This is a genomic window from Saccharomonospora marina XMU15 (assembly GCF_000244955.1).
Taxonomy (GTDB): Bacteria; Actinomycetota; Actinomycetes; order Mycobacteriales; family Pseudonocardiaceae; genus Saccharomonospora_A; species Saccharomonospora_A marina.
Genome location: NZ_CM001439.1, coordinates 5,112,125 through 5,130,192, shown reverse-complemented (window position 1 = coordinate 5,130,192; position 18,068 = coordinate 5,112,125). Strand labels below are relative to the sequence as shown.

General features: G+C 68.9%; 17 protein-coding genes. 11 read left to right on the top strand and 6 right to left on the bottom strand.

Features of this window, described 5'->3' with window-relative positions; genetic code table 11:
- Positions 1 to 26: 26 nt before the first annotated feature.
- Positions 27 to 1,253 (bottom strand): DUF445 family protein, encoded by a 1,227-nt coding sequence (locus SACMADRAFT_RS24240; RefSeq protein WP_009156501.1) that lies wholly within the window; start codon positions 1,251 to 1,253, stop codon positions 27 to 29.
- Between the two features lie 131 nt (positions 1,254 to 1,384).
- Between SACMADRAFT_RS24240 and SACMADRAFT_RS24235 the strand changes: the two genes are divergently transcribed.
- Positions 1,385 to 2,149 (top strand): DivIVA domain-containing protein, encoded by a 765-nt coding sequence (locus SACMADRAFT_RS24235; protein ID WP_009156500.1) that lies wholly within the window; start codon positions 1,385 to 1,387, stop codon positions 2,147 to 2,149.
- A gap of 39 nt (positions 2,150 to 2,188) precedes the next feature.
- On the opposite strand, the gene SACMADRAFT_RS24230 is transcribed toward SACMADRAFT_RS24235, so the two are convergent.
- From SACMADRAFT_RS24230 to SACMADRAFT_RS24220, 3 genes are read right to left on the bottom strand one after another with little or no spacing between them, the layout of a single operon-like run.
- Complete coding sequence (locus SACMADRAFT_RS24230; RefSeq protein WP_009156499.1) at positions 2,189 to 3,187, bottom strand: Gfo/Idh/MocA family protein; 999 nt, start codon at positions 3,185 to 3,187, stop codon at positions 2,189 to 2,191.
- Between the two features lie 21 nt (positions 3,188 to 3,208).
- Positions 3,209 to 4,702, bottom strand: a complete 1,494-nt coding sequence (locus SACMADRAFT_RS24225; protein WP_009156498.1) for a CoA-acylating methylmalonate-semialdehyde dehydrogenase — start codon at positions 4,700 to 4,702, stop codon at positions 3,209 to 3,211.
- Between the two features lie 40 nt (positions 4,703 to 4,742).
- The gene (locus tag SACMADRAFT_RS24220; protein WP_009156497.1) at positions 4,743 to 5,747 is read right to left on the bottom strand and encodes a LacI family DNA-binding transcriptional regulator; all 1,005 of its coding nucleotides are present in this window, start codon (positions 5,745 to 5,747) and stop codon (positions 4,743 to 4,745) included.
- Between the two features lie 138 nt (positions 5,748 to 5,885).
- On the opposite strand from SACMADRAFT_RS24220, the gene SACMADRAFT_RS24215 reads away from it, so the two are divergent.
- The 10 genes from SACMADRAFT_RS24215 (at position 5,886) to SACMADRAFT_RS24170 (ending at position 15,691) form a co-directional block, all read left to right on the top strand.
- A complete protein-coding gene (locus tag SACMADRAFT_RS24215; RefSeq protein ID WP_009156496.1) occupies positions 5,886 to 6,779 on the top strand; it encodes a TIM barrel protein in 894 nt (297 codons plus the stop codon).
- A gap of 21 nt (positions 6,780 to 6,800) precedes the next feature.
- Positions 6,801 to 7,829 carry a sugar ABC transporter substrate-binding protein gene (locus SACMADRAFT_RS24210; protein ID WP_009156495.1) on the top strand — a complete coding sequence of 343 codons (1,029 nt, stop codon included), beginning with the start codon at positions 6,801 to 6,803 and terminating at the stop codon, positions 7,827 to 7,829.
- Complete coding sequence (locus SACMADRAFT_RS24205) at positions 7,826 to 8,869, top strand: ABC transporter permease (protein ID WP_009156494.1); 1,044 nt, start codon at positions 7,826 to 7,828, stop codon at positions 8,867 to 8,869. The genes SACMADRAFT_RS24210 and SACMADRAFT_RS24205 overlap by 4 nt, the downstream gene beginning before the upstream one ends.
- Positions 8,866 to 9,663: an ATP-binding cassette domain-containing protein gene (locus SACMADRAFT_RS24200; protein ID WP_009156493.1), complete on the top strand. Its 798-nt coding sequence runs from the start codon at positions 8,866 to 8,868 to the stop codon at positions 9,661 to 9,663. Before SACMADRAFT_RS24205 ends, SACMADRAFT_RS24200 begins: the two co-directional genes overlap by 4 nt.
- The gene (iolC, locus tag SACMADRAFT_RS24195; protein ID WP_009156492.1) at positions 9,660 to 10,595 is read left to right on the top strand and encodes a 5-dehydro-2-deoxygluconokinase; all 936 of its coding nucleotides are present in this window, start codon (positions 9,660 to 9,662) and stop codon (positions 10,593 to 10,595) included. Before SACMADRAFT_RS24200 ends, iolC begins: the two co-directional genes overlap by 4 nt.
- A complete protein-coding gene (locus SACMADRAFT_RS24190) occupies positions 10,592 to 11,506 on the top strand; it encodes a Cgl0159 family (beta/alpha)8-fold protein (protein WP_009156491.1) in 915 nt (304 codons plus the stop codon). The genes iolC and SACMADRAFT_RS24190 overlap by 4 nt, the downstream gene beginning before the upstream one ends.
- Positions 11,503 to 12,393 carry a 5-deoxy-glucuronate isomerase gene (gene iolB, locus SACMADRAFT_RS24185; RefSeq protein WP_009156490.1) on the top strand — a complete coding sequence of 297 codons (891 nt, stop codon included), beginning with the start codon at positions 11,503 to 11,505 and terminating at the stop codon, positions 12,391 to 12,393. Before SACMADRAFT_RS24190 ends, iolB begins: the two co-directional genes overlap by 4 nt.
- On the top strand, positions 12,390 to 14,228 hold the full coding sequence (gene iolD / locus SACMADRAFT_RS24180; protein ID WP_009156489.1) for a 3D-(3,5/4)-trihydroxycyclohexane-1,2-dione acylhydrolase (decyclizing): 1,839 nt from the start codon (positions 12,390 to 12,392) through the stop codon (positions 14,226 to 14,228). The genes iolB and iolD overlap by 4 nt, the downstream gene beginning before the upstream one ends.
- Complete coding sequence (locus tag SACMADRAFT_RS24175) at positions 14,229 to 14,879, top strand: class II aldolase/adducin family protein (protein WP_040925867.1); 651 nt, start codon at positions 14,229 to 14,231, stop codon at positions 14,877 to 14,879.
- Between the two features lie 128 nt (positions 14,880 to 15,007).
- Positions 15,008 to 15,691, top strand: a complete 684-nt coding sequence (locus SACMADRAFT_RS24170; RefSeq protein ID WP_040926780.1) for a hypothetical protein — start codon at positions 15,008 to 15,010, stop codon at positions 15,689 to 15,691.
- A gap of 65 nt (positions 15,692 to 15,756) precedes the next feature.
- Here the strand turns inward: SACMADRAFT_RS24170 and SACMADRAFT_RS28710 are convergent, their stop codons facing one another.
- Both SACMADRAFT_RS28710 and SACMADRAFT_RS24160 read right to left on the bottom strand, forming a co-directional pair.
- A complete protein-coding gene (locus SACMADRAFT_RS28710; RefSeq protein WP_198285893.1) occupies positions 15,757 to 16,401 on the bottom strand; it encodes an ANTAR domain-containing protein in 645 nt (214 codons plus the stop codon).
- Between the two features lie 183 nt (positions 16,402 to 16,584).
- Positions 16,585 to 18,021 (bottom strand): MBOAT family O-acyltransferase, encoded by a 1,437-nt coding sequence (locus SACMADRAFT_RS24160; RefSeq protein WP_009156485.1) that lies wholly within the window; start codon positions 18,019 to 18,021, stop codon positions 16,585 to 16,587.
- Positions 18,022 to 18,068 lie beyond the last annotated feature (47 nt).

Genomic DNA, 18,068 nt, shown 5'->3' with positions numbered 1-18,068 from the left:
GCCACCGCGGCGACTCCGACGGGCGGCTAATGCAACATCAGCAGGACCTGCAACTCGCCGACGACGAAACCGATCACGCCGCCGACCGCGATGAGCTTCCACTCGTCCTGCCTGAAGGCAGGTCGCAGCAGTTCCTCGTACTCGACCGGGGTGAGCCGCAGCATGCGATCCTCCACCATGTTCGCCACGTCCATGGCCCTGGTGAGGTAGTCCTCGGCATGCCGCACGGTGTCGGGCAGCCTTCGCAGCGCGCGTTCCGCGGCGGCACGCTTGATCTCCTCCAGCCGCCGCCTGCCGATGGCGACGCCTGCCAGTGGACGTGCCGCCTCGGCCTGCTCCTCCACGGCATCGGCCACCATCCGGCGCACCATCGCGACCAGCCGATCGGAACGTGGTCCGCGCAGTATCGCCTCCATCAGATTCGGCACGGTCAGCAACTCGTTGGCGATCATCTCGCCGTACTGCCGCGCCACTTCCGCGCGCCTGCGCTGGAACTTCCCGTGCAGGGTGAAACGGCCGAACCGGATCGGCTCCCTCGGCACGAAGATGAGTTTGATGGCCAGCCAGTCGGTGAACAGGCCGATCGAGGCGCCGAAGATCGGCATCACGATCGGGTTCTTGGTCAGTGCCCACACCACCGACTGCACGACGCCGAGAACGAAACCGAAGTAGATGCCGGAGCGTGCGATGAAGGCCATCTCGGGCCTTGAGGTCTCCCTTATGAGCCTCACCAGCAGGGACTTGTCAGAGGTAAGGCGCCGCACGCTCATGTGCTTGACGTCGAGCACCTCGTCGAGGTTGGACCTCAGCTCGTCCATCACCTGCCGCACGAGCTTCGGCGAGGTCGCCTGGAGCTGCTTGATGAGCAGCTCCCGCGCCATCTGGGGCAGCGCCTCCCACAGCTTCGGGTGACACTCGGTCAGTACGTCGCGGGCGATCTCGTCGACGGCTCGCAGCAGGGGTTGTTCGATTTCCCTGGTGATCCGGTCGGGGTCGATCCGGTCGAACACGTCTCGGACGTCGAGCAGGTTGGAGGTGAGCAGGTCGGTGGCGACCGCGGCCATCCTTCCGCCATGCCGTGGAACCACTCCCTGCCAGCCGAGGAAGGTGCCCTTGATACCGACGAACTCGAGCGGTTTGAACATCATCTCGATGGCGACGCGCTTGGTGACGTAGCCGATCAGCGCGGCAACGACCGGGATCGCCGCATACAGCGGCCAGTTCCGGGCGAGGTCGTCCGCAACCGCTTCCATCCGCAGGCCTCCCTCCCGCTAGCTGCCCGTGTGGTCACCTCCGGACGGCTCAGCTCACCGTAGCCGGAACTCGTCGAATGGGTCCGTTCGGAGGTATGGGATTGAGCTTGTGGACTCACTAAGGTTGCCGAATGGCAGAAGCTGAAGCACCCCCGAACCCCAACAGGAATTCCCCGTTCGCGACCGCCTTCCGTGGTTACGACCAGGCACAGGTGGACGAATACGTCAAAAAACTCAGCGACGAACTGGCCGCCGCGGCGAAACACCGCGACGAGGCGAGTGCCTCGGTCACCGAACTGACGAAGGCGCTGAGTTACGCGCAGACCGAACTGGCCGACGCCAAGGCGGCGCTGACCCGCATGGTCGAGGACCCGGCCGGGCCCGCGGCGATGACCGAGCGGGTCAAGACGATGATGCAGCTGGCCGAGGACGAGATCAGTGAGCTGCGGACCAAGGCGGAGCAGGAGGCCGCGGCGACGCGGGAAGCCGCCGATTCCTATGCGGACAAGACAAGGCAGAAGGCTCAGGAGGAGGCCGAGCGGCTCGGCGAGGAGGCCAAGCAGCGGCGCGACGCACTCGACAAGGAAGCCGAGGAGCGGCGCACCACACTGCAGCGCGAGACTGAGGAGGAACTGGCGGCCAAGCGTGCCGAGGCGGAGCAGGCCGCCGAGGAGTTGCGCCGCGATGCCGAGCAGCGTGCCGACACGATGATCGCCGAGGCGGAGCGCAAGCTCGCCGACGCGGAGCACAAGCGCACCGAGGCGCTGCAACTGCGCGAGAAGGTCGCCGAGCGGCTGGCCGCCAGCCACCTCGCCCTGCGGGAAGCCATTGATCGACTGGGGCCCGAGCCGGAGTCCGCGGAGCAGGAGCAGGAGTCGCAGAAGCAGCCTGCCTGAGTGGGCTGAAGCGCGGGGGCGTGCGACTGGGGAAGCGGCTCAGCGCACTTCGGAGATCGAGACGGGGCGCCGTTGCCGTCGGGAGAGCTCGCACGCCTCTGCCACGTAGAACGCCTCGAGCGCGTCCGCAGGGGTGCACGGGCTGGCGCAGCGGCCGGCGACCACGTCGGCGAACGCGGCCAACTCGCGGACATAGGCTGCCTGGAAACGATCAAGGAAGTGTGGGTAGGCCGGGCCCGCGGGCCGTGGTACGCCCGGCTCGACGGAACTGAGCGGGGTACGTTCGTCCACCCCGACGGCGATACTGTCGCGCGATCCGAGTAGTTCCAGCCGCACGTCGTAGCCCGCACCGTTGTAGCGCGTGGCCGACACGAGCGCGATCGTGTCGTCGTCGAGCGTGAGCACGGCGGCGGCGGTGTCGACGTCGCCTGCTCGCGCGAAGAACTCGGCGCCCCGGTTGGTTCCCAGCGCGTAGACCTCGACCACTTCCCTGCCGGTGACCCAGCGGATCGCGTCGAAGTCGTGCACGCTGCAGTCCCTGAACAGCCCGCCGGAACGCGGGATGTACTCCGCGGGAGGGGGAGCAGGGTCCAGTGTGGTCGCCCGCAGCGTGTGTAGTCGGCCCAGCTTCCCTTCCGCGACGGCCGACCGTGCGGCCAGATGCCCTGGGTCGAACCGGCGCTGGAACCCGATCTGCACCTCGACGCCGCAACCCTTGGTTCGCTCGATGACATCGAGCGTGCCCGCGATGTCGGCGGCCACCGGCTTCTCGCAGAACACCGGGATACCCGCCTCGACAGCCCTGATGACGAGTTCGGGGTGCGCGTCCGTCGCCGTGGCCACCACCAGCCCGTCCGGTCGCGCGGAGAACAACTCGTCGATGCCCGCCGCGAACTCCATGCCGAGCGCGCCTGCCGTGGCTCTCGCCCGAGCAGGGTCGATGTCGGCGACCACGACTGACTCCACGGCGGGGAGGTCTTCGAGGATTCGCGCGTGTGCGGTGCCGATCCGGCCGGTGCCCGCGAGTCCCAAACGCATACTGTGCCCTTTCGAGGTTGTTCAGCCGTGGGTGGGAAAGCCGAGATCCACACCGTGGTGCTGCCGTGGCCACCTGGCGGTCACCGCCTTGGTGCGGGTGTAGAAGTGCACGCCGTGCACGCCGTGCACGTGGGTGTCGCCGAACAGCGAGTCCTTCCAGCCGCCGAAGGAGTAGTAGGCCATCGGCACCGGGATCGGCACGTTGATGCCGACCATGCCAACCGTCACCTCGCGCTGGAACCTGCGGGCGGCCAGCCCGTCGCCGGTGAAGATCGCCACCCCGTTGCCGTACGGGTTGGCGTTCACCAGTTCGACGGCCTCGTCGAAGGTCGGCACGCGGACCACGCACAGCACCGGTCCGAAGATCTCGTCGGTGTAGATCGACATCTGCGGCCGCACGTGATCGAACAGGGTCGGGCCGACCCAGAACCCGGCCTCGTGGCCGGAAGGTGCGCTGCCGCGCCCGTCGACCACCGCCGTGGCGCCCTGCTCGACGCCCGCCTCGATGTAGGACGTGACGCGGTCACGTGCCGCCGCGGTGACCAGCGGACCCATCTCGGATTCCGGGTCGGTGCCGGGCCCGGTCCGCAGCGCGCGCGTGCGCTCGGCGATCGCGTTCACCAGTGGGTCGGCGATCCCGCCGACGGCCACGACCACAGAGATGGCCATGCAGCGCTCGCCCGCGCTGCCGTAGCCCGCCGAGACGGCGGCGTCCGCCGCGACATCGACGTCGGCGTCGGGCAGCACCACCATGTGGTTCTTGGCTCCGCCGAGCGCCTGAACCCGCTTGCCTGCCGCCGTGCCTCGCGCGTAAACCTGCCTGGCCACCGGTGTCGAGCCGACGAAGGAGGCCGCCGCGACGCCGGGATGGTCGAGCAGCGCGCCTGCCGCCTCGCCGTCCCCGTTGACCACGTTGAACACGCCCGGCGGCAGCCCCGCTTCGGCGAACAACTCGGCGAGCCGGATCGAGGCGGAAGGGTCGCGGTCGGATGGCTTGAGCACGAACGCGTTGCCGCACGCGATGGCGATCGGGAACATCCACATCGCGACCATCACCGGGAAGTTGAACGGGGTGATGCCCGCGACCACGCCCAGCGGGTGGCGCACCGAGTAGGCGTCGACGTCTCGCGAGACCTGCTCGGAGTGCTCACCCTTCAGTAACTGCCCGATACCGCAGGCGAACTCGACCACCTCCAGCCCCCGCTGCACCTCACCGTGCGCGTCGGAGAGCACCTTGCCGTGCTCGGCGGTGATCAGCTCGGCGAGTTCGGTCCGGTGGGCGTCCACCAGCTGCCGGAAGCCGAACAGCACCTTGGCGCGGGTCTGCAGCGAGCTGTCCGCCCATTCCCGCGCCGCCTTGGTGGCGGAGGCGACGGCGAGGTCGACATCGGCGCTGCCCGCGAGCGCGACCTGCCTCGCGACGGCTCCCGTCGCGGGCTGGAACACCTCGCCGGTGCGGGTGGTCACGCCCGGGGTGTGGGCGTTGTCGATCCAATGTTTCACCAGTTCAGCCACGGCAGTACAGCGCTCCTTCGATCGCGTTGGTCGCAACAGCTCAGTGCGAGGGTGGGCAGGTGCTGCCGCGCACGACGAGCGAGGGCCGCAGCAGCTGCCTCGCGGGTTCGCTGCGCCCGCCCCTGATCCGTTCCAGCAGCGCCTGCACGGCCAGCCTGCCCATCTGCAGCCTCGGCTGGTCGACGGTGGTCAGCGAGACCCGTTTGAGTGCCGCCAGCGAGGTGTTGTCGTAGCCCACCACCGAGATGTCCTCGGGAACCCGCAGGCCTTCCTCCTCAAGCGCGGAGATCGCGCCGAAGGCGTTGAAGTCGTTGCCGCAGAACAGCGCGGTGGGCCACGAGTCGCGGGCGGGCGTGTTGAGCAGCTGGCGAACCGCCTTCTCGCCCGCGGTGTCGGTGTGCTCGCTCGGCACCACCACGGGCGCCAACCCGTGCGCCTCCATCGCGAGTCGGTAGCCCTTGCGGCGCGCGGCGGCGGTGGTGGCCGTGCCCCCGTCGAGGTGGGCTATGCGGCGGTGACCGAGCGCGATCAGGTGCTCGACGGCCAGCCGCGAACCCGCGACTCCGTCGTCGTTCACGGTGTCTACATTGGAGAGCCGAGAGCTTCGAGAGACCAGCACGACGGGGCATTTCTGCGCCGCGGCCGCGACGGCTGACGCGGGTACGACGGGTGAGAGCAGCGCGATACCGGCAGGATGGAAGGAAAGCAGGCTGCGCAGTGCGGCCCTTTCCCTGCCAGGGCTTCGCGAGCCGGTGGTGAGCACGAGTTCGAACCCGGCCTCGCGTGCCGCCGCCTCCAGCCCCTCGATGACATCGGCGAAGAAGGCGTTGCGCAGGTCGGAGACCATCACGCCCAACACCGTGGAGGTGCGGCTGGCCAACGCTCTGGCCATCACGTGCGGCTGGTAGCCCAACTCCTCGGCCGCGGCGAGCACCGCGGCTCTGCGCTGCTCGCTCACCTTCGGCGAGTTGTTGAAGACCAATGAGACCAGCGCACGGGACACGCCCGCCCGTGCGGCCACGTCCTCCATGGTCGGTCGCGCCAACGTGCCCTCCGGATTCGGGATTCGTGCGGCGAATGGCCTTGACAGTGCCGTTCAGGACGCTACACGATTGTCGCGCTCCAACCAATAGAGCGCTCTAACGGTAGGGCGCTCCGGCGAGCCGAGCGGAGAGGGGCGACGATGACGACGCCTGCGGGACTGCGAGTGGCGGGTGCGCCGATCTCCTGGGGTGTCTGCGAGGTCCCTGGTTGGGGCAGGATGCTCGACGTGTCCACCGTGCTCTCCGAGCTGGCAGGTGCAGGCCTGGCCGCCACCGAACTCGGGCCTCCCGGTTACCTGCCGAGGGAGCCCGCCGAGCTGAAAGCGCTGCTCGGTGCGCACGGACTGAGCCTGGTGGGCGGGTTCGTCGCGGTACCGCTGCACGAGCGAGCGGATCTGGCGCTGGCGGCGGCCGAGGAATCGGCGGCGCTGTTCGCGGCGGCCGGTGGCGACGTGCTGGTGCTCGCGGCCGCCACCGGGCTGGACGGCTACGACGAGCGGCCCGCACTCGACGACACGCAGTGGCGCACGCTGGTGCGCACGGCCACGGCTATCGGTGACCTCGCGGCGAGTTACGGCGTGGCGACGGTGCTGCACCCGCACGTGGGCACGCACGTGGAGACCCAGGACGAGGTGGAGCGCTTCCTTGCCGACTGCGAGCTACCGCTGTGCCTCGACACCGGCCACCTCCTGATCGGAGGCACCGATCCGGTGGAGCTGGCTCGCCGGTATCCCGAACGCGTGGGCCACGTCCATCTCAAGGACGTCCGCGGCGAGTTGGCGCAGCGTGTGCGAGCGGGCGAGCTGTCCTACACCGCGGCGGTCGGGCAGGGCCTTTACGTCCCGCTCGGCGAGGGGGACGTCGACACCGAGGCGATGGTGCGGTCCGTCCACGAGGCGGGCTATCGGGGCTGGTACGTCCTGGAACAGGACACCGCGCTCGACGAGCACGATGCCGACGACCTCCCGGGGCGCGCCGTCGCCCGCAGTCTTGCCCACCTCACCGACGTCCTCGGCCGGTTGTCGGCCGGCTAGCTGAAAAAACCTGGAGAGACAATGAAGTCTGACCGAACCGGCGGCGCCCACCGGCCCGCTCCCGTCAAGAACCGCCGCCGCTGGTGGCTGGCCGCCTGCTCGGCGGGCGCGTTGTTGCTTGCCGCGTGCTCCGGCCCGCAGGGCACCGAATCCGGCGACGAAGCCGCCGCCGGTGGCCAGCAGCAGGGTGAGGGCCTTTCCGTGGCCGTCATCTCGCACGGCACCCCCGGTGACGCGTTCTGGAACGTGGTCAAGAACGGTGCGGAGGCGGCGGGCCGTGATCTGGGCGTCGATGTCGAGTACAACTCCGACGGCGACCCCGGAAACCAGGCCAAGCTCATCGACAACGCGGTGGCCCAGAAAGTGGGCGGGATCGTGGTCTCGATGGCGAACCCGGACGCGCTCGGCCCCTCGATCAAGCGGGCGGTCGAGGCGGGCATTCCCGTGATCACCATCAACTCCGGTGAGGACCGCAGTGCCGAGTTCGGTGCGCTGACCCACGTGGGGCAGAACGAGAGTGTCGCGGGCGAGACAGCCGGAGCCAAGTTCTCCGAACTCGGCAAGAAGAAGCTGCTCTGCGTGATTCACGAGGCGGGCAACATCGGCCTCAACCAGCGTTGCGACGGCGCGCGCGACGGTTTCGGCGGCCAGGTGAGCAACCTTCAGGTGGACATCAACAACCCCACCGACGTCGAGTCACGCATCAGGGGCGCGCTGCAGACCGACCAGGAAATCGACGCCGTGCTGACGCTGAACTCGCAGGTCGCCGCGCTCGCGGCGAGCGCGGCCGAGGCGGCCAACTCGAAGGCACAGGTGGCGACCTTCGACCTCAACTCCGATGTGGTGGCCGCGATCAAGGCGGGTGACGTGCTGTTCGCGGTGGACCAGCAGCAGTACCTGCAGGGCTACCTGCCGGTGCAGTTCCTGAAACTCTACGCCGACAACGCGAACGTGGTCGGCGGTGGCAGGCCGGTGCTGACCGGGCCCGACCTGGTGGAGAAGGACAACGTGGACCGCATCGGGCAGTACGTCGACCGGGGTACGCGATGACCGTCACGGCAGCCGGTCCGGCCGACGAGCGGGTCGCGCGAGCGCGCCCGCTCGACCGGCTGGTGGTGCGGCCGGAGATCGGCGCCCTGCTGGGCGCGGTCACGGTGTTCGCCTTCTTCTCCCTCGTCACCGAGCAGTTCCTCAGCGTCAACGGCGTGGCGACCTGGCTGGACACCGCCTCCACGCTGGGCATCATGGCGGTGGCGGTGTCGCTGCTGATGATCGGCGGGGAGTTCGACCTGTCAGCAGGCGTGCTGACCGCCTCCACCGCGCTGGTCACGGGCATTCTCGCCACACAGTTGGGTTGGAACGTGTGGTTGGCGCTCGGCGGCTCGCTGGTGTTCGCGCTGGCCGTCGGAGGTTTCAACGGCTGGCTCGTCATGCGGACCGGGCTGCCCAGCTTCATCGTCACGCTCGGCACCTTCCTGGCGCTGCAGGGGCTCAACCTGGGTGTGACCAGGTTGGCCACCGGCACCGTCCAGGTGTCGGGTATCCGTAGCGCGGACGGCTACGAGTCGGCAGGCATGCTGTTCGCCTCGACGATCGACGTCGCGGGCACGTCGTTCCAGGTGTCGATCCTGTGGTGGATCGTGGTCGCCGCCGTCGCGGCGATCGTGCTGGTGCGTACCCCGTTCGGAAACTGGATCTTCGCGGTCGGTGGGGCGCCCGTGAGCGCCCGCGCAGTCGGCGTTCCGCTGGTGCGCACCAAGATCCTGCTGTTCATGACGACGGCGACGGCGGCCTGGTTGGTGGGCTCGATCAACATCCTGCGCTACACGACCGCGCAGGCCAACCAGGGCATCGGGCTGGAGTTGCAGTTCATCACGGCGGCCGTCGTGGGCGGCTGCCTGCTGACCGGTGGATTCGGTTCGGCGATCGGCGCGGCCATCGGTGCGTTGATCTTCGGAATGGCGCGGCAGGGGATCGTCTACGCCAACTGGGACAGCGACTGGTTCATGCTGTTCCTCGGCGTGATGCTGCTTGCCGCGGTGCTGGTGAACAACACATTCCGGCGACGCGCGGAGAGGGTGAGGCGATGACTGGGCAGCCGGACACGCCGTTGATCGAGGTAAGGGGGATCGGCAAGTCCTACGGCAGCGTCATCGCGTTGCGGGACGTGTCGACCGTGGTCAACGCCGGGGAGGTGACCTGCGTACTCGGTGACAACGGCGCGGGTAAGTCGACCCTGATCAAGATCCTCGCGGGTGTGCACAGACACGACAGCGGCGAGTTCCTGGTCGAGGGCAGGCCGGTCAGCTTCGCCTCGCCCCGTGACGCGCTCGAACTGGGCATCGCGACCGTGTACCAGGATCTCGCCGTCGTTCCGCTGCTCAGTGTGTGGCGCAACTTCTTCCTCGGCGCCGAACCGAGGAAGAGCATCGGTCCGCTGAAGTTCCTCGACCGCCGCGAGGGCAGGGAGACCACCAAGCGCGCACTCGCCGACATGGGAATCGACCTGCGTGACGTGGAGCAGCCGGTCGGCACGCTGTCCGGGGGCGAGCGGCAGTGCGTCGCCATCGCGAGAGCCGTCCATTTCGGAGCGAAGGTGTTGATCCTCGACGAGCCGACCGCCGCGCTGGGGGTGAAACAGGCGGGTGTGGTGTTGCGTTATGTCGCGCAGGCAAGGGATCGCGGCCTCGGGGTCGTGCTCATCACCCACAACCCGCACCACGCCTACCCCGTGGGTGACCGGTTCCTGCTGCTCAACCGGGGAGCGCCACTCGGAAGCTACGAGAAGTCCGAGATCGACCTGGCCGAGTTGACCAGCCAGATGGCCGGTGGCGCCGAGATCGAGGCGCTTGAGCACGAACTGCGGTCGGTGAACGCGAAGTGACGCTGGAAGCGCTCACGGTCGGCAGGGTCGGGGTGGATCTCTACCCGGAACAAAGCGGTGTGCCTCTCGCCGGGGTGCGTTCGTTCGCCAAGTCACTCGGCGGCACCGCGACCAACGTCGCGGTGGCCGCCGCGCGGCTGGGCAGGCGAACGGCGGTGTTGACGAAGGTGGGGCCTGACGGGTTCGGTACCTACGTGCGCTCGGCGCTGCGAGAGTTCGGGGTGAGTCCCGACTACGTCGGCACGGCCGAGGATCTGCTCACGCCGGTGGTGTTCTGCGCGCTCGATCCGCCGGAGGACCCGCCGCTGTTGTTCTACCGCGCGCCGCTTGCACCGGATCTGACGCTGACAGCGGACGACGTGCCGTGGGACGTCGTCGATTCCGTCCCACTGCTGTGGGTCACCGGCACCGGCATGTGCGCCGAGCCGTCCCGTACCACCCAACGCGAACTGCTTCGACGCAGGAACCGCGCCGGGCACACGGTGCTGGACCTGGACTACCGGCCGATGTTCTGGCCGGACATGCCCACGGCCCGGACCGAGATCGGCTGGCTGCTCGACCACGTGACCGTGGCTGTGGGCAACCGGGCCGAGGCCGAGGTCGCCGTCGGCACCAGCGATCCCGAGGAGGCCGCGCGCAGGATGCTGGCCAGGGGCGTGGAACTCGCGCTGATCAAGAAGGGCTCGGCGGGCGTGCTGGTGGCCACGCGGGACGGGTCGTGGACGGTGCCGCCGTTCCCGGTCGCCGTCGTCTGCGGGCTTGGTGCGGGCGACGGGTTCGGCGGAGCACTGGTGCACGGCCTGCTTTCCGGGTGGGACCCGGTACGGATCGCGAGGTACGCCAACGCGGCAGGCGCGATCGTGGCGGCAAGGCTCGCGTGTGCTGATGCCATGCCCACTCGCGAGGAGATCGAAAGGACGTTGGCGAGTTGATCACTGACGAGCAGTGGCGCGAACTGCTCCGCGTGCGCGCGAACGACCCCGGCGCCGTCCGCGCCGCCTACGCGAGGCGAGAGCGAAGGCCGAACCTGCTTTCCGAGCACGGCACCCTGTTCCTGGTGGCCGCCGACCACCCGGCGAGGGGGATGCTGGGAGTGGGGGCCGACCCGTTGGCCATGGCGGATCGCCGTGAGCTGCTGAGGCGGCTGCTCGTGGCGCTTGCCAACCCCGCCGTTGACGGTGTGCTCGGTACGGCCGACATCGTCGAGGAACTGTTGCTGCTCGGTGCGTTGCAGCGCAAGGTCGTCATCGGGTCCATGAACCGGGGCGGTCTGGCGGGGGCTGACTGGGAACTCGACGACAGGTTCACCGGCTACACCGCGAAGTCCATTCGGGAGTCGCGATTGGACGGTGGGAAGATGTTGCTGCGGCTGGAGGACAGCGACGCCGCAACGGTGCCGACGATCGAGTCGTGTGCTCGTGCGGTGTCGGAGCTGGCCGAGGCCGGGGTGGCCGCGATGGTCGAGCCGCTGCCCTACCGGCGTGAGAACGGCAAGCTGGTGCTGCGCCGTGACACCGCTTCACTTGCGCGCGCCGTGGCCGTGGCGTCCGGGCTCGGCGCCACCTCGGCGCACACGTGGCTCAAGCTGCCCGCGGTGGACGACGGCCGGGTGCTCGACGCGACAACGCTGCCAGTGGTGGTGCTCGGTGGTGTGCCCTCCGGTGATCTCACCGCCGACCTCGACTCCTGGGGGCGCACACTCGCCCATCCCGTCGTGCGCGGCCTCGTCGTGGGCCGGTCGTTGCTGTACCCGCCGGACGGCGATGTCGAGGCCGCGGTCGAGGCAGCGGCGCGGACCATGGACCGGGTGTGGGTGCCGCGCAACGAACGGGAGGCCCGATGAGCAAGCTGCATCGACCGCTGGGAACCCTCGCCGACGGCGAAGATCCGGTGCTGCTCACCCCCGACACAGCCGGGTGGACCTACGCGGGACTTCGGGTGCTTTCGCTGCGGGCCGGGCAGCCACGGCTGGTCTCGACCGGCCAGTTCGAGGCTTTCGTCCTTCCGCTTTCCGGCGGCTGTGTCGTCGAGGTCGACGGCGGCTGGTTCGAGCTCACCGGAAGGGACTCGGTTTTCAGCAGGGTCACCGACTTCGCCTACGTGCCGCGGGATGCGCAGGTGAAGCTCTCCTCGTCGCAGGACTGCGAGGTGGCGCTGCCGATGGCGCGGTGCGGGCGAAGGCTGGACCCCGCCTACGGTCCGGCCGAACAGGTGCCGGTGGAAGTGCGCGGCGCGGGCAACGCCACCAGGCAGGTGAACAACTTCGGCGTGCCCGGTGTGTGGGACCACGCGGACAAACTCAACGCCTGCGAGCTGATCACACCCGACGGCAACTGGTCGTCCTACCCGCCGCACAAGCACGACGAGGCGAGCGAGTGCGAAGTGGTCAACGAGGAGATCTACTACTTCCGTATCGCAGGGCGGGACCAGGTGCGGCCGAGCAGGGAGGGCTTCGGCCTGCATCGCACCTACACCGCGGACGGCGAACTCGACGAGGACGTGGCCGTACGCGACGGCGACGTGTTCCTCATCCCGCGCGGATATCACGGCCCGTGTGTCGCCGCGCCCGGTTACCCGATGTACTACCTCAACGTGCTCGCGGGCCCGGCCCAGGCGCGGTCCATGGCGTTCTGCGACGATCCCGCGCATTCCTGGGTGCGCGACAGTTGGCGGCAGCAGGCCGTGGACCCGCGCTGCCCCGTCACGACGGCGGCGGGGAGGCGGGCATGAAGCTCACCACGGCCCAGGCACTGGTGCGCTGGCTCGCCGCCCAGCGCACGGAACTGCTCGACGGGACGCAGGCCCCGCTGTTCCCCGGTGTGTTCGCCATTTTCGGGCACGGCAACGTGCTGGGGCTCGGCAGCGCGCTCGCCGAGTACCGTGACAGCCTGCCGGTGTGGCGAGGACATACCGAGCAGGGCATGGCGCTCGCCGCGGTGGGCTACGCGAAGGCAAGGCACCGGCGCCAGGTCGGCGTCGTGACGTCGTCGATCGGCCCCGGCGCACTCAACATGGTGACGGCTGCAGGCGTTGCCCACGCCAACCGGCTGCCGCTGCTGCTGCTTCCAGGCGACACCTTCGCGGGTAGGGCGCCCGACCCGGTGTTGCAGCAGGTGGAGCACTTCGGCGACGCCACGACCACGGTCAACGACGCGTTCCGCGCGGTGAGCAGGTACTTCGACCGCATCACGCGGCCCGAACAGTTGCAGGCGACGTTACCGCAGGTGGCAAGGGTGCTCACCGACCCGGCCGACACGGGGCCGGTGACCCTCGCGCTGCCGCAGGACGTGCAGGCCGAGACCTACGACTTCCCGGAGTCGCTGTTCGAGCCACGGCTGCGCCGGGTGCTGCGGCCCGGGCCGGACACCGGCGAGGTAGCCGACGCCGTACGGGTGTTGGCGAACGCGCGGCGGCCGTTGCTGGTGCTCGGCGGCGGGGTGCGTTATTCCGGTGCGGCCTCGGTCGCGCTGGACTTCGCAAGGGCCCATGCCGTTCCCGTCGTGGAAACCACCGCGGGCCGCGCGCTCGTACCGCACGCCGAACCACTGTTCGCGGGTCCACTCGGCATCACCGGCTCCGCGTCCGGCAACGCCCTGGCGGCTGAGGCCGACGTCGTGCTCGCCGTGGGCACCCGGCTGCAGGACTTCACCACCGCCTCGTGGACGGTGTTCCCGCGCGAAGTGCGGCTGGTGACGGTGAACGTCGCGCGCTTCGACGCGGTCAAGCACGGCGCCACCACCGTCGTTGGCGACGCGCTGCGCGTGTTGCAGGAGTTGGAAGCGGCGCTGCCGGGTGGGCCGATCGGCGAACCCGGCTGGGCGGCAAGGGCGGAAAGGGAGCGGGCCGGTTGGGACGCTCACATCGATCGGCTGCGCGCACCCGGGACCGGCCTGCCCAGCTATGCCCAGGTGGTGGGTGTTGTCAACGACCTGTCCGACAGCGGTGACTACGTGTTGACCTCCTCCGGTGGCCTGCCGGGTGAGTTGGTCGGCGGTTGGCGCTCGGCGGGTGAGGCCCCGATCGATGTGGAGTACGGCTTCTCCTGCATGGGCTACGAGCTCGCAGGCGCCTGGGGAGCCGCGATGGCGTGGGAGACCGGGCTCGTCACCACGGTGCTCGGCGACGGCTCGTACCTCATGTTGAACTCCGAGCTGTTCTCAGCCGCGTTCGCGGGGCACCCGTTCGTAGCGGTCGTGTGTGACAACGGCGGCTACGCGGTGATCGCCAGGCTGCAGGAGGGCAACGGCGCGGCCGCGTTCAACAACATGTATTCCGACTGCCGGACGGCACACGACACCCCGCCGAGCGTGGACTTCGCCGCGCACGCCGAATCGCTGGGCTGCGCGGTGTTTCGAGCCGACGATCTGGAGTCGCTGCGTGCCGCGTACCTGCAGGCACGCGCGGCCGCCGTCGCGGAAAGGGTTCCGGCGGTGGTCGTGCTGCGCACGCACTCCAGCGCGTGGACCGAAGCGGGAGCGTGGTGGGAGGTCGGCGTGCCGCCGCACCTGGCTGGACATGCGGACTACGCCGAGGGCAAGGCACGGCAGGTCCGTTACGCTCGCTGAATGTTGCTGGGTGAGCAGAGGTCGGCGGTGTGCGATCACGCGCGTCGAATGGTCGCGGACGGCTTGGTGGTAGGTACCTCGGGCAACATCTCGGTGCGGGCGGGCGAGTTGGTGGCGGTGACGCCGACCGGGGTGGATTACGAGTCGCTGGTCGCGCGCGACGTTCCGGTGGTGGCGATGGACGGTTCGGTGGTCGACGGAGCACTGGCGCCGACCAGCGAGCTGCCGATGCATCTGAGCGTGTACCGGGAGGCGGCCGATCCCGACGGTGAGGAGATCACCGCGATCGTGCACACCCACGCCGTCCACGCGACCGCGGTGTCCACATTGGTCGACGAGGTGCCGTTGGTGCACTACGTCCTAGCGACGGTGGGAGCGACGGTGCGGGTGGCGCCGTACGCGACGTACGGCACGCAGGCGCTGGCCGACGCGATGCTGGCCGCGCTGCAAGGCCGAAGGGGCTGCCTGCTGGCCAACCACGGCACGCTGACCTACGGCGGGAGCCTTGCCGCGGCGTATCACCGAGCCCAGCAGTTGGAGTGGGCATGCAGGTTGTGGTTGCTCGCGAGCTCGGCGGGGGCGCCCCGGTTGTTGCCGCACGCGGAACTCGAACACGTTGTGGACAAGCTTCGCGGCTACGGGCAGGGCTGAGACGGCGGCTCCGCGCAAGCGTTTGCGCCCGGTATTGCGGGGTTGGATCGCGAACGCTTCACCCGGGTAGGGCTCGGGTTGGTAACGATCGTCCTGCCGACTGTGCCGTAACGGTGCACTATCTTCGGGTGGAATCGGATGCCGCTGTAAGGCCGTCGCAGCCCGTGGACTTTCCCGTGTACGGAGTCGGTGCGGGTTTTCGGGCCGTGCGCTGGGTGGACTTCTTCGAGGGTGCACCAGATGCACCGCCGTGGGCGCTGTGGCTCGGCCACCGCGAGGAAGAGGGTGAAAGTGGGGTGCGAGTCGGCACCCTGCCCCGGAAGCGTTACGAGCAGACGATGTGCCCGCGTGGGGGAGATCCGGTGGCCGAGGTGGCACACAGCGGGGCACTCGGACTGGTGAACCTGACATTGCCGGACACGTCGGTACCCAGACCCGAGGGACTCATCGTCGCGCTTGTCGAACACGCCGAGCGGCAGGCGAAGCGCTACCGCGAGTGGCCGTTGGTGTGGTGGGACATCGACGGGGCGTGGGTCCGCGCGCGGGTGTGGCATTTCGCGGGCGCGTGGACGGGCTTCACGGAGGCGCTCCCGGACACCTATGTGGTGGCGATCGGCGTTGGTGTCGAGTCGCGTGGGTTGTCGCTGGCCAGGGTCAGCGATCTCACCGCGTACGGAACCGACCTGCGCGCGCCGTTGAGCCTGGTCGAACTCGGCAGGCACAAGAGCACCCAGCCGAAGGCGTGGATACCCCCGCCCACCAGAGAGGCCTTCCACCCGGACCAGCTGGCGCTCACCCCCAAGACCGACTGACCGCCTGCCCGCGAGTCCCCCGCTCCTGCCCGCGAGTCCCCCGCTCTCGCCCGCGAGTTCTGCGTTCAGCCGTTGTCAGCCACACTCTCGACGAGTGAGGCGGCCAGCGCGCGGAGTTTCACGTTGGAGTCGCGGGCAGCCTTGCGAAGGATCTCGAATGCCTCGTTCGGTGAGCACCGCCTGCGGGCCATGATGATTCCCTTCGCCTGTTCGATGACGACCCGGGAGGACAGGGCCTGCCGCAACTGGGCGACCTCTCGCGCCGTCTCCTCGTGCACCCGTTCGTTCGTGGACACGGCGGCGACGAACTTGGTCCAGTCGTCGGCTGACGGCATGTCGGTGGTTTGCGGTGTGGGCGGCACGCCGTGCAACGGCGCCCACAGCGACGTGACGTCCTCGACGTGGTGCACTACGCCGACCACGGGACCGGTGCGGTGCTCGCGCACCGGGTGGTTGACAGGACTCCAGTACTTCAGCACGAACGGGTCGTCTGGCGTCGTGCCGGGAACGTCGTACCGCTGTACCCACATCCGGTCCAGCCGTCCCGTTCGCAGGACCTTCTGCAGGGAAGCACCAAGGTTCGCGACGCCGTTGGCGTCGGGGTCGGCAGGGTTGTCGGGAAAGGCGTCGAACACCTGCCTGCCGTTGAGCTCATCCTGGGTACGACCGGTGGCATCCAGGTACGCCTGGTTCGCCGCCGCGATCCTCAAGCTTCGGTCGAGGAGCAGGTAAGGACGGGGTGATCCGCTGAATCTCTCGTCGTGTTCCAGTTCGAGGTGAGTCCTGCGCATAGGTGCCCCAACAGCGGCGGTCCGACCTTGTATGACCACCGTCGCACACCGGCGGCCACTTGTTACACACTTGTCGGACAATCGAGCTGTCGCAGCCCAGGGTCAGAACTGGTAATACAGGAAAGGGCTGAAGGTGCCCGTCGCCACGAGGATCGCGGAGTAGCCAAGCCCTACGGTCATCACACCCACCCGCAGTGCCGTCGCGGGTTTGCTGCGCGCGGACTCCAGCAGAGGGCCCGCCACGGGGTGCGCGGGGAGGAAGAAGATCGCCGCCGCGCCGAGCAGCAACACCAACCGCTGGCTGGTCAGCGCGGTCTCGACGACATCGGTGAGGCCCGTGAAGTCGGGCACGAGCATGTGGCCCAGCATGGTCAGCGCGTCGCCGACATCGGCGGCCCTGAAGAACACCCACCCGAAGACCACCAGCAGGAGCGTGAGCGCCCGGCGGGCGAGGCGCTGGTGTGGCGCTTGCGGCGTGGTGTCCCAGCCGAACGCCCGCTCGATGATCAGCAGCGCTCCGTGGTAGACACCCCACACCACGAACGTCCAGGCCGCACCGTGCCAGAAGCCGGTCAGCACGAACACCACCGACAGGTTGCGATAGGTTCTGGCCGCTCCGAAGCGGTTCCCGCCGAGCGGGATGTAGACGTAGTCGCGAAACCAGCGGGAAAGCGACATGTGCCAACGCCGCCAGAACTCGGTGATCGTCACCGACGAGTACGGGCGCGCGAAGTTCTCCGGCAGCCGAAAGCCCAGCATCCGACCCAGCCCGATGGCCATGTCGGAGTAGCCGGAGAAGTCGAAGTACAGCTGCAGCGTGTAGCCGATGGCGCCCAGCCACGCGATCGCGAACGTCATTTCGTCGGCGGGCGTGGAGAAGCACGCGTCGACCATCGGGGCAAGCGAGTCGGCGATGATGGCCTTCTTGCACAGCCCGAGCGCGAACCGGGGGAACCCGGCCGCTATGTCGTCCAGTCGGTGTCGCCGGTGTTGCGGCAACTGGTCGGCGATCTCGCGGTAACGCACGATGGGCCCCGCGGCCAGCTGCGGAAACATCGAGATGTAGGTGCCGAACGAGACCGGGTCACGCAGCGCGGGCCGTTCGCCGCGGTAGATGTCCACCACGTAGGAGATGTGGTGGAAGGTGAAGAACGAGATGCCGATGGGCAGCGCGAGTTCGGCGATGGGGAAGTCACCGCCGAACAATCCGGCGAAGGCGTCGATCTGCTCCGTGGCGAACCCGGCGTACTTCCAGATGACGAGGATCGCCAGATCGAAGGACACGACGCCGATCAGCAGCCAGCGCCGCCGCTGCGCGGGGCGCATGTCCCAGTCGTCGGGTTCCAGGGCGGGCCCCGCCGCGAAGTTGACCACCATGCACGCGAGCAGCAGCAGGGTGAACGAACCTGCCCCGGTGGCGTAGAAGACGAGGCTGCCGACGGCGACCACGCCGTTTCGCCAGCCACGGGGCAACACCAGGACGGCCAGCAGCACCGCGGGCATGAAATACCACAGGAACAGCGGCGAGACGAACGACATCCTGCGGCCCCCTGGTCACGACTCGAGCATCGTGACGATAGCCGAGC

Excerpts from the sequence above, each read along its gene's own strand:
- iolB (WP_009156490.1), top strand. The coding sequence starts at position 11,503 with ATGAGCAAGCTGCATCGACCGCTGGGAACCCTCGCCGACGGCGAAGAT.
- SACMADRAFT_RS24235 (WP_009156500.1), top strand. The coding sequence starts at position 1,385 with ATGGCAGAAGCTGAAGCACCCCCGAACCCCAACAGGAATTCCCCGTTC.
- SACMADRAFT_RS24200 (WP_009156493.1), top strand. The coding sequence starts at position 8,866 with ATGACTGGGCAGCCGGACACGCCGTTGATCGAGGTAAGGGGGATCGGC.
- iolD (WP_009156489.1), top strand. The coding sequence starts at position 12,390 with ATGAAGCTCACCACGGCCCAGGCACTGGTGCGCTGGCTCGCCGCCCAG.
- SACMADRAFT_RS24240 (WP_009156501.1), bottom strand. The coding sequence starts at position 1,253 with ATGGAAGCGGTTGCGGACGACCTCGCCCGGAACTGGCCGCTGTATGCG.
- SACMADRAFT_RS24210 (WP_009156495.1), top strand. The coding sequence starts at position 6,801 with ATGAAGTCTGACCGAACCGGCGGCGCCCACCGGCCCGCTCCCGTCAAG.
- SACMADRAFT_RS24230 (WP_009156499.1), bottom strand. The coding sequence starts at position 3,187 with ATGCGTTTGGGACTCGCGGGCACCGGCCGGATCGGCACCGCACACGCG.
- SACMADRAFT_RS24215 (WP_009156496.1), top strand. The coding sequence starts at position 5,886 with ATGACGACGCCTGCGGGACTGCGAGTGGCGGGTGCGCCGATCTCCTGG.
- SACMADRAFT_RS24160 (WP_009156485.1), bottom strand. The coding sequence starts at position 18,021 with ATGTCGTTCGTCTCGCCGCTGTTCCTGTGGTATTTCATGCCCGCGGTG.
- SACMADRAFT_RS24175 (WP_040925867.1), top strand. The coding sequence starts at position 14,229 with ATGTTGCTGGGTGAGCAGAGGTCGGCGGTGTGCGATCACGCGCGTCGA.
- SACMADRAFT_RS24205 (WP_009156494.1), top strand. The coding sequence starts at position 7,826 with ATGACCGTCACGGCAGCCGGTCCGGCCGACGAGCGGGTCGCGCGAGCG.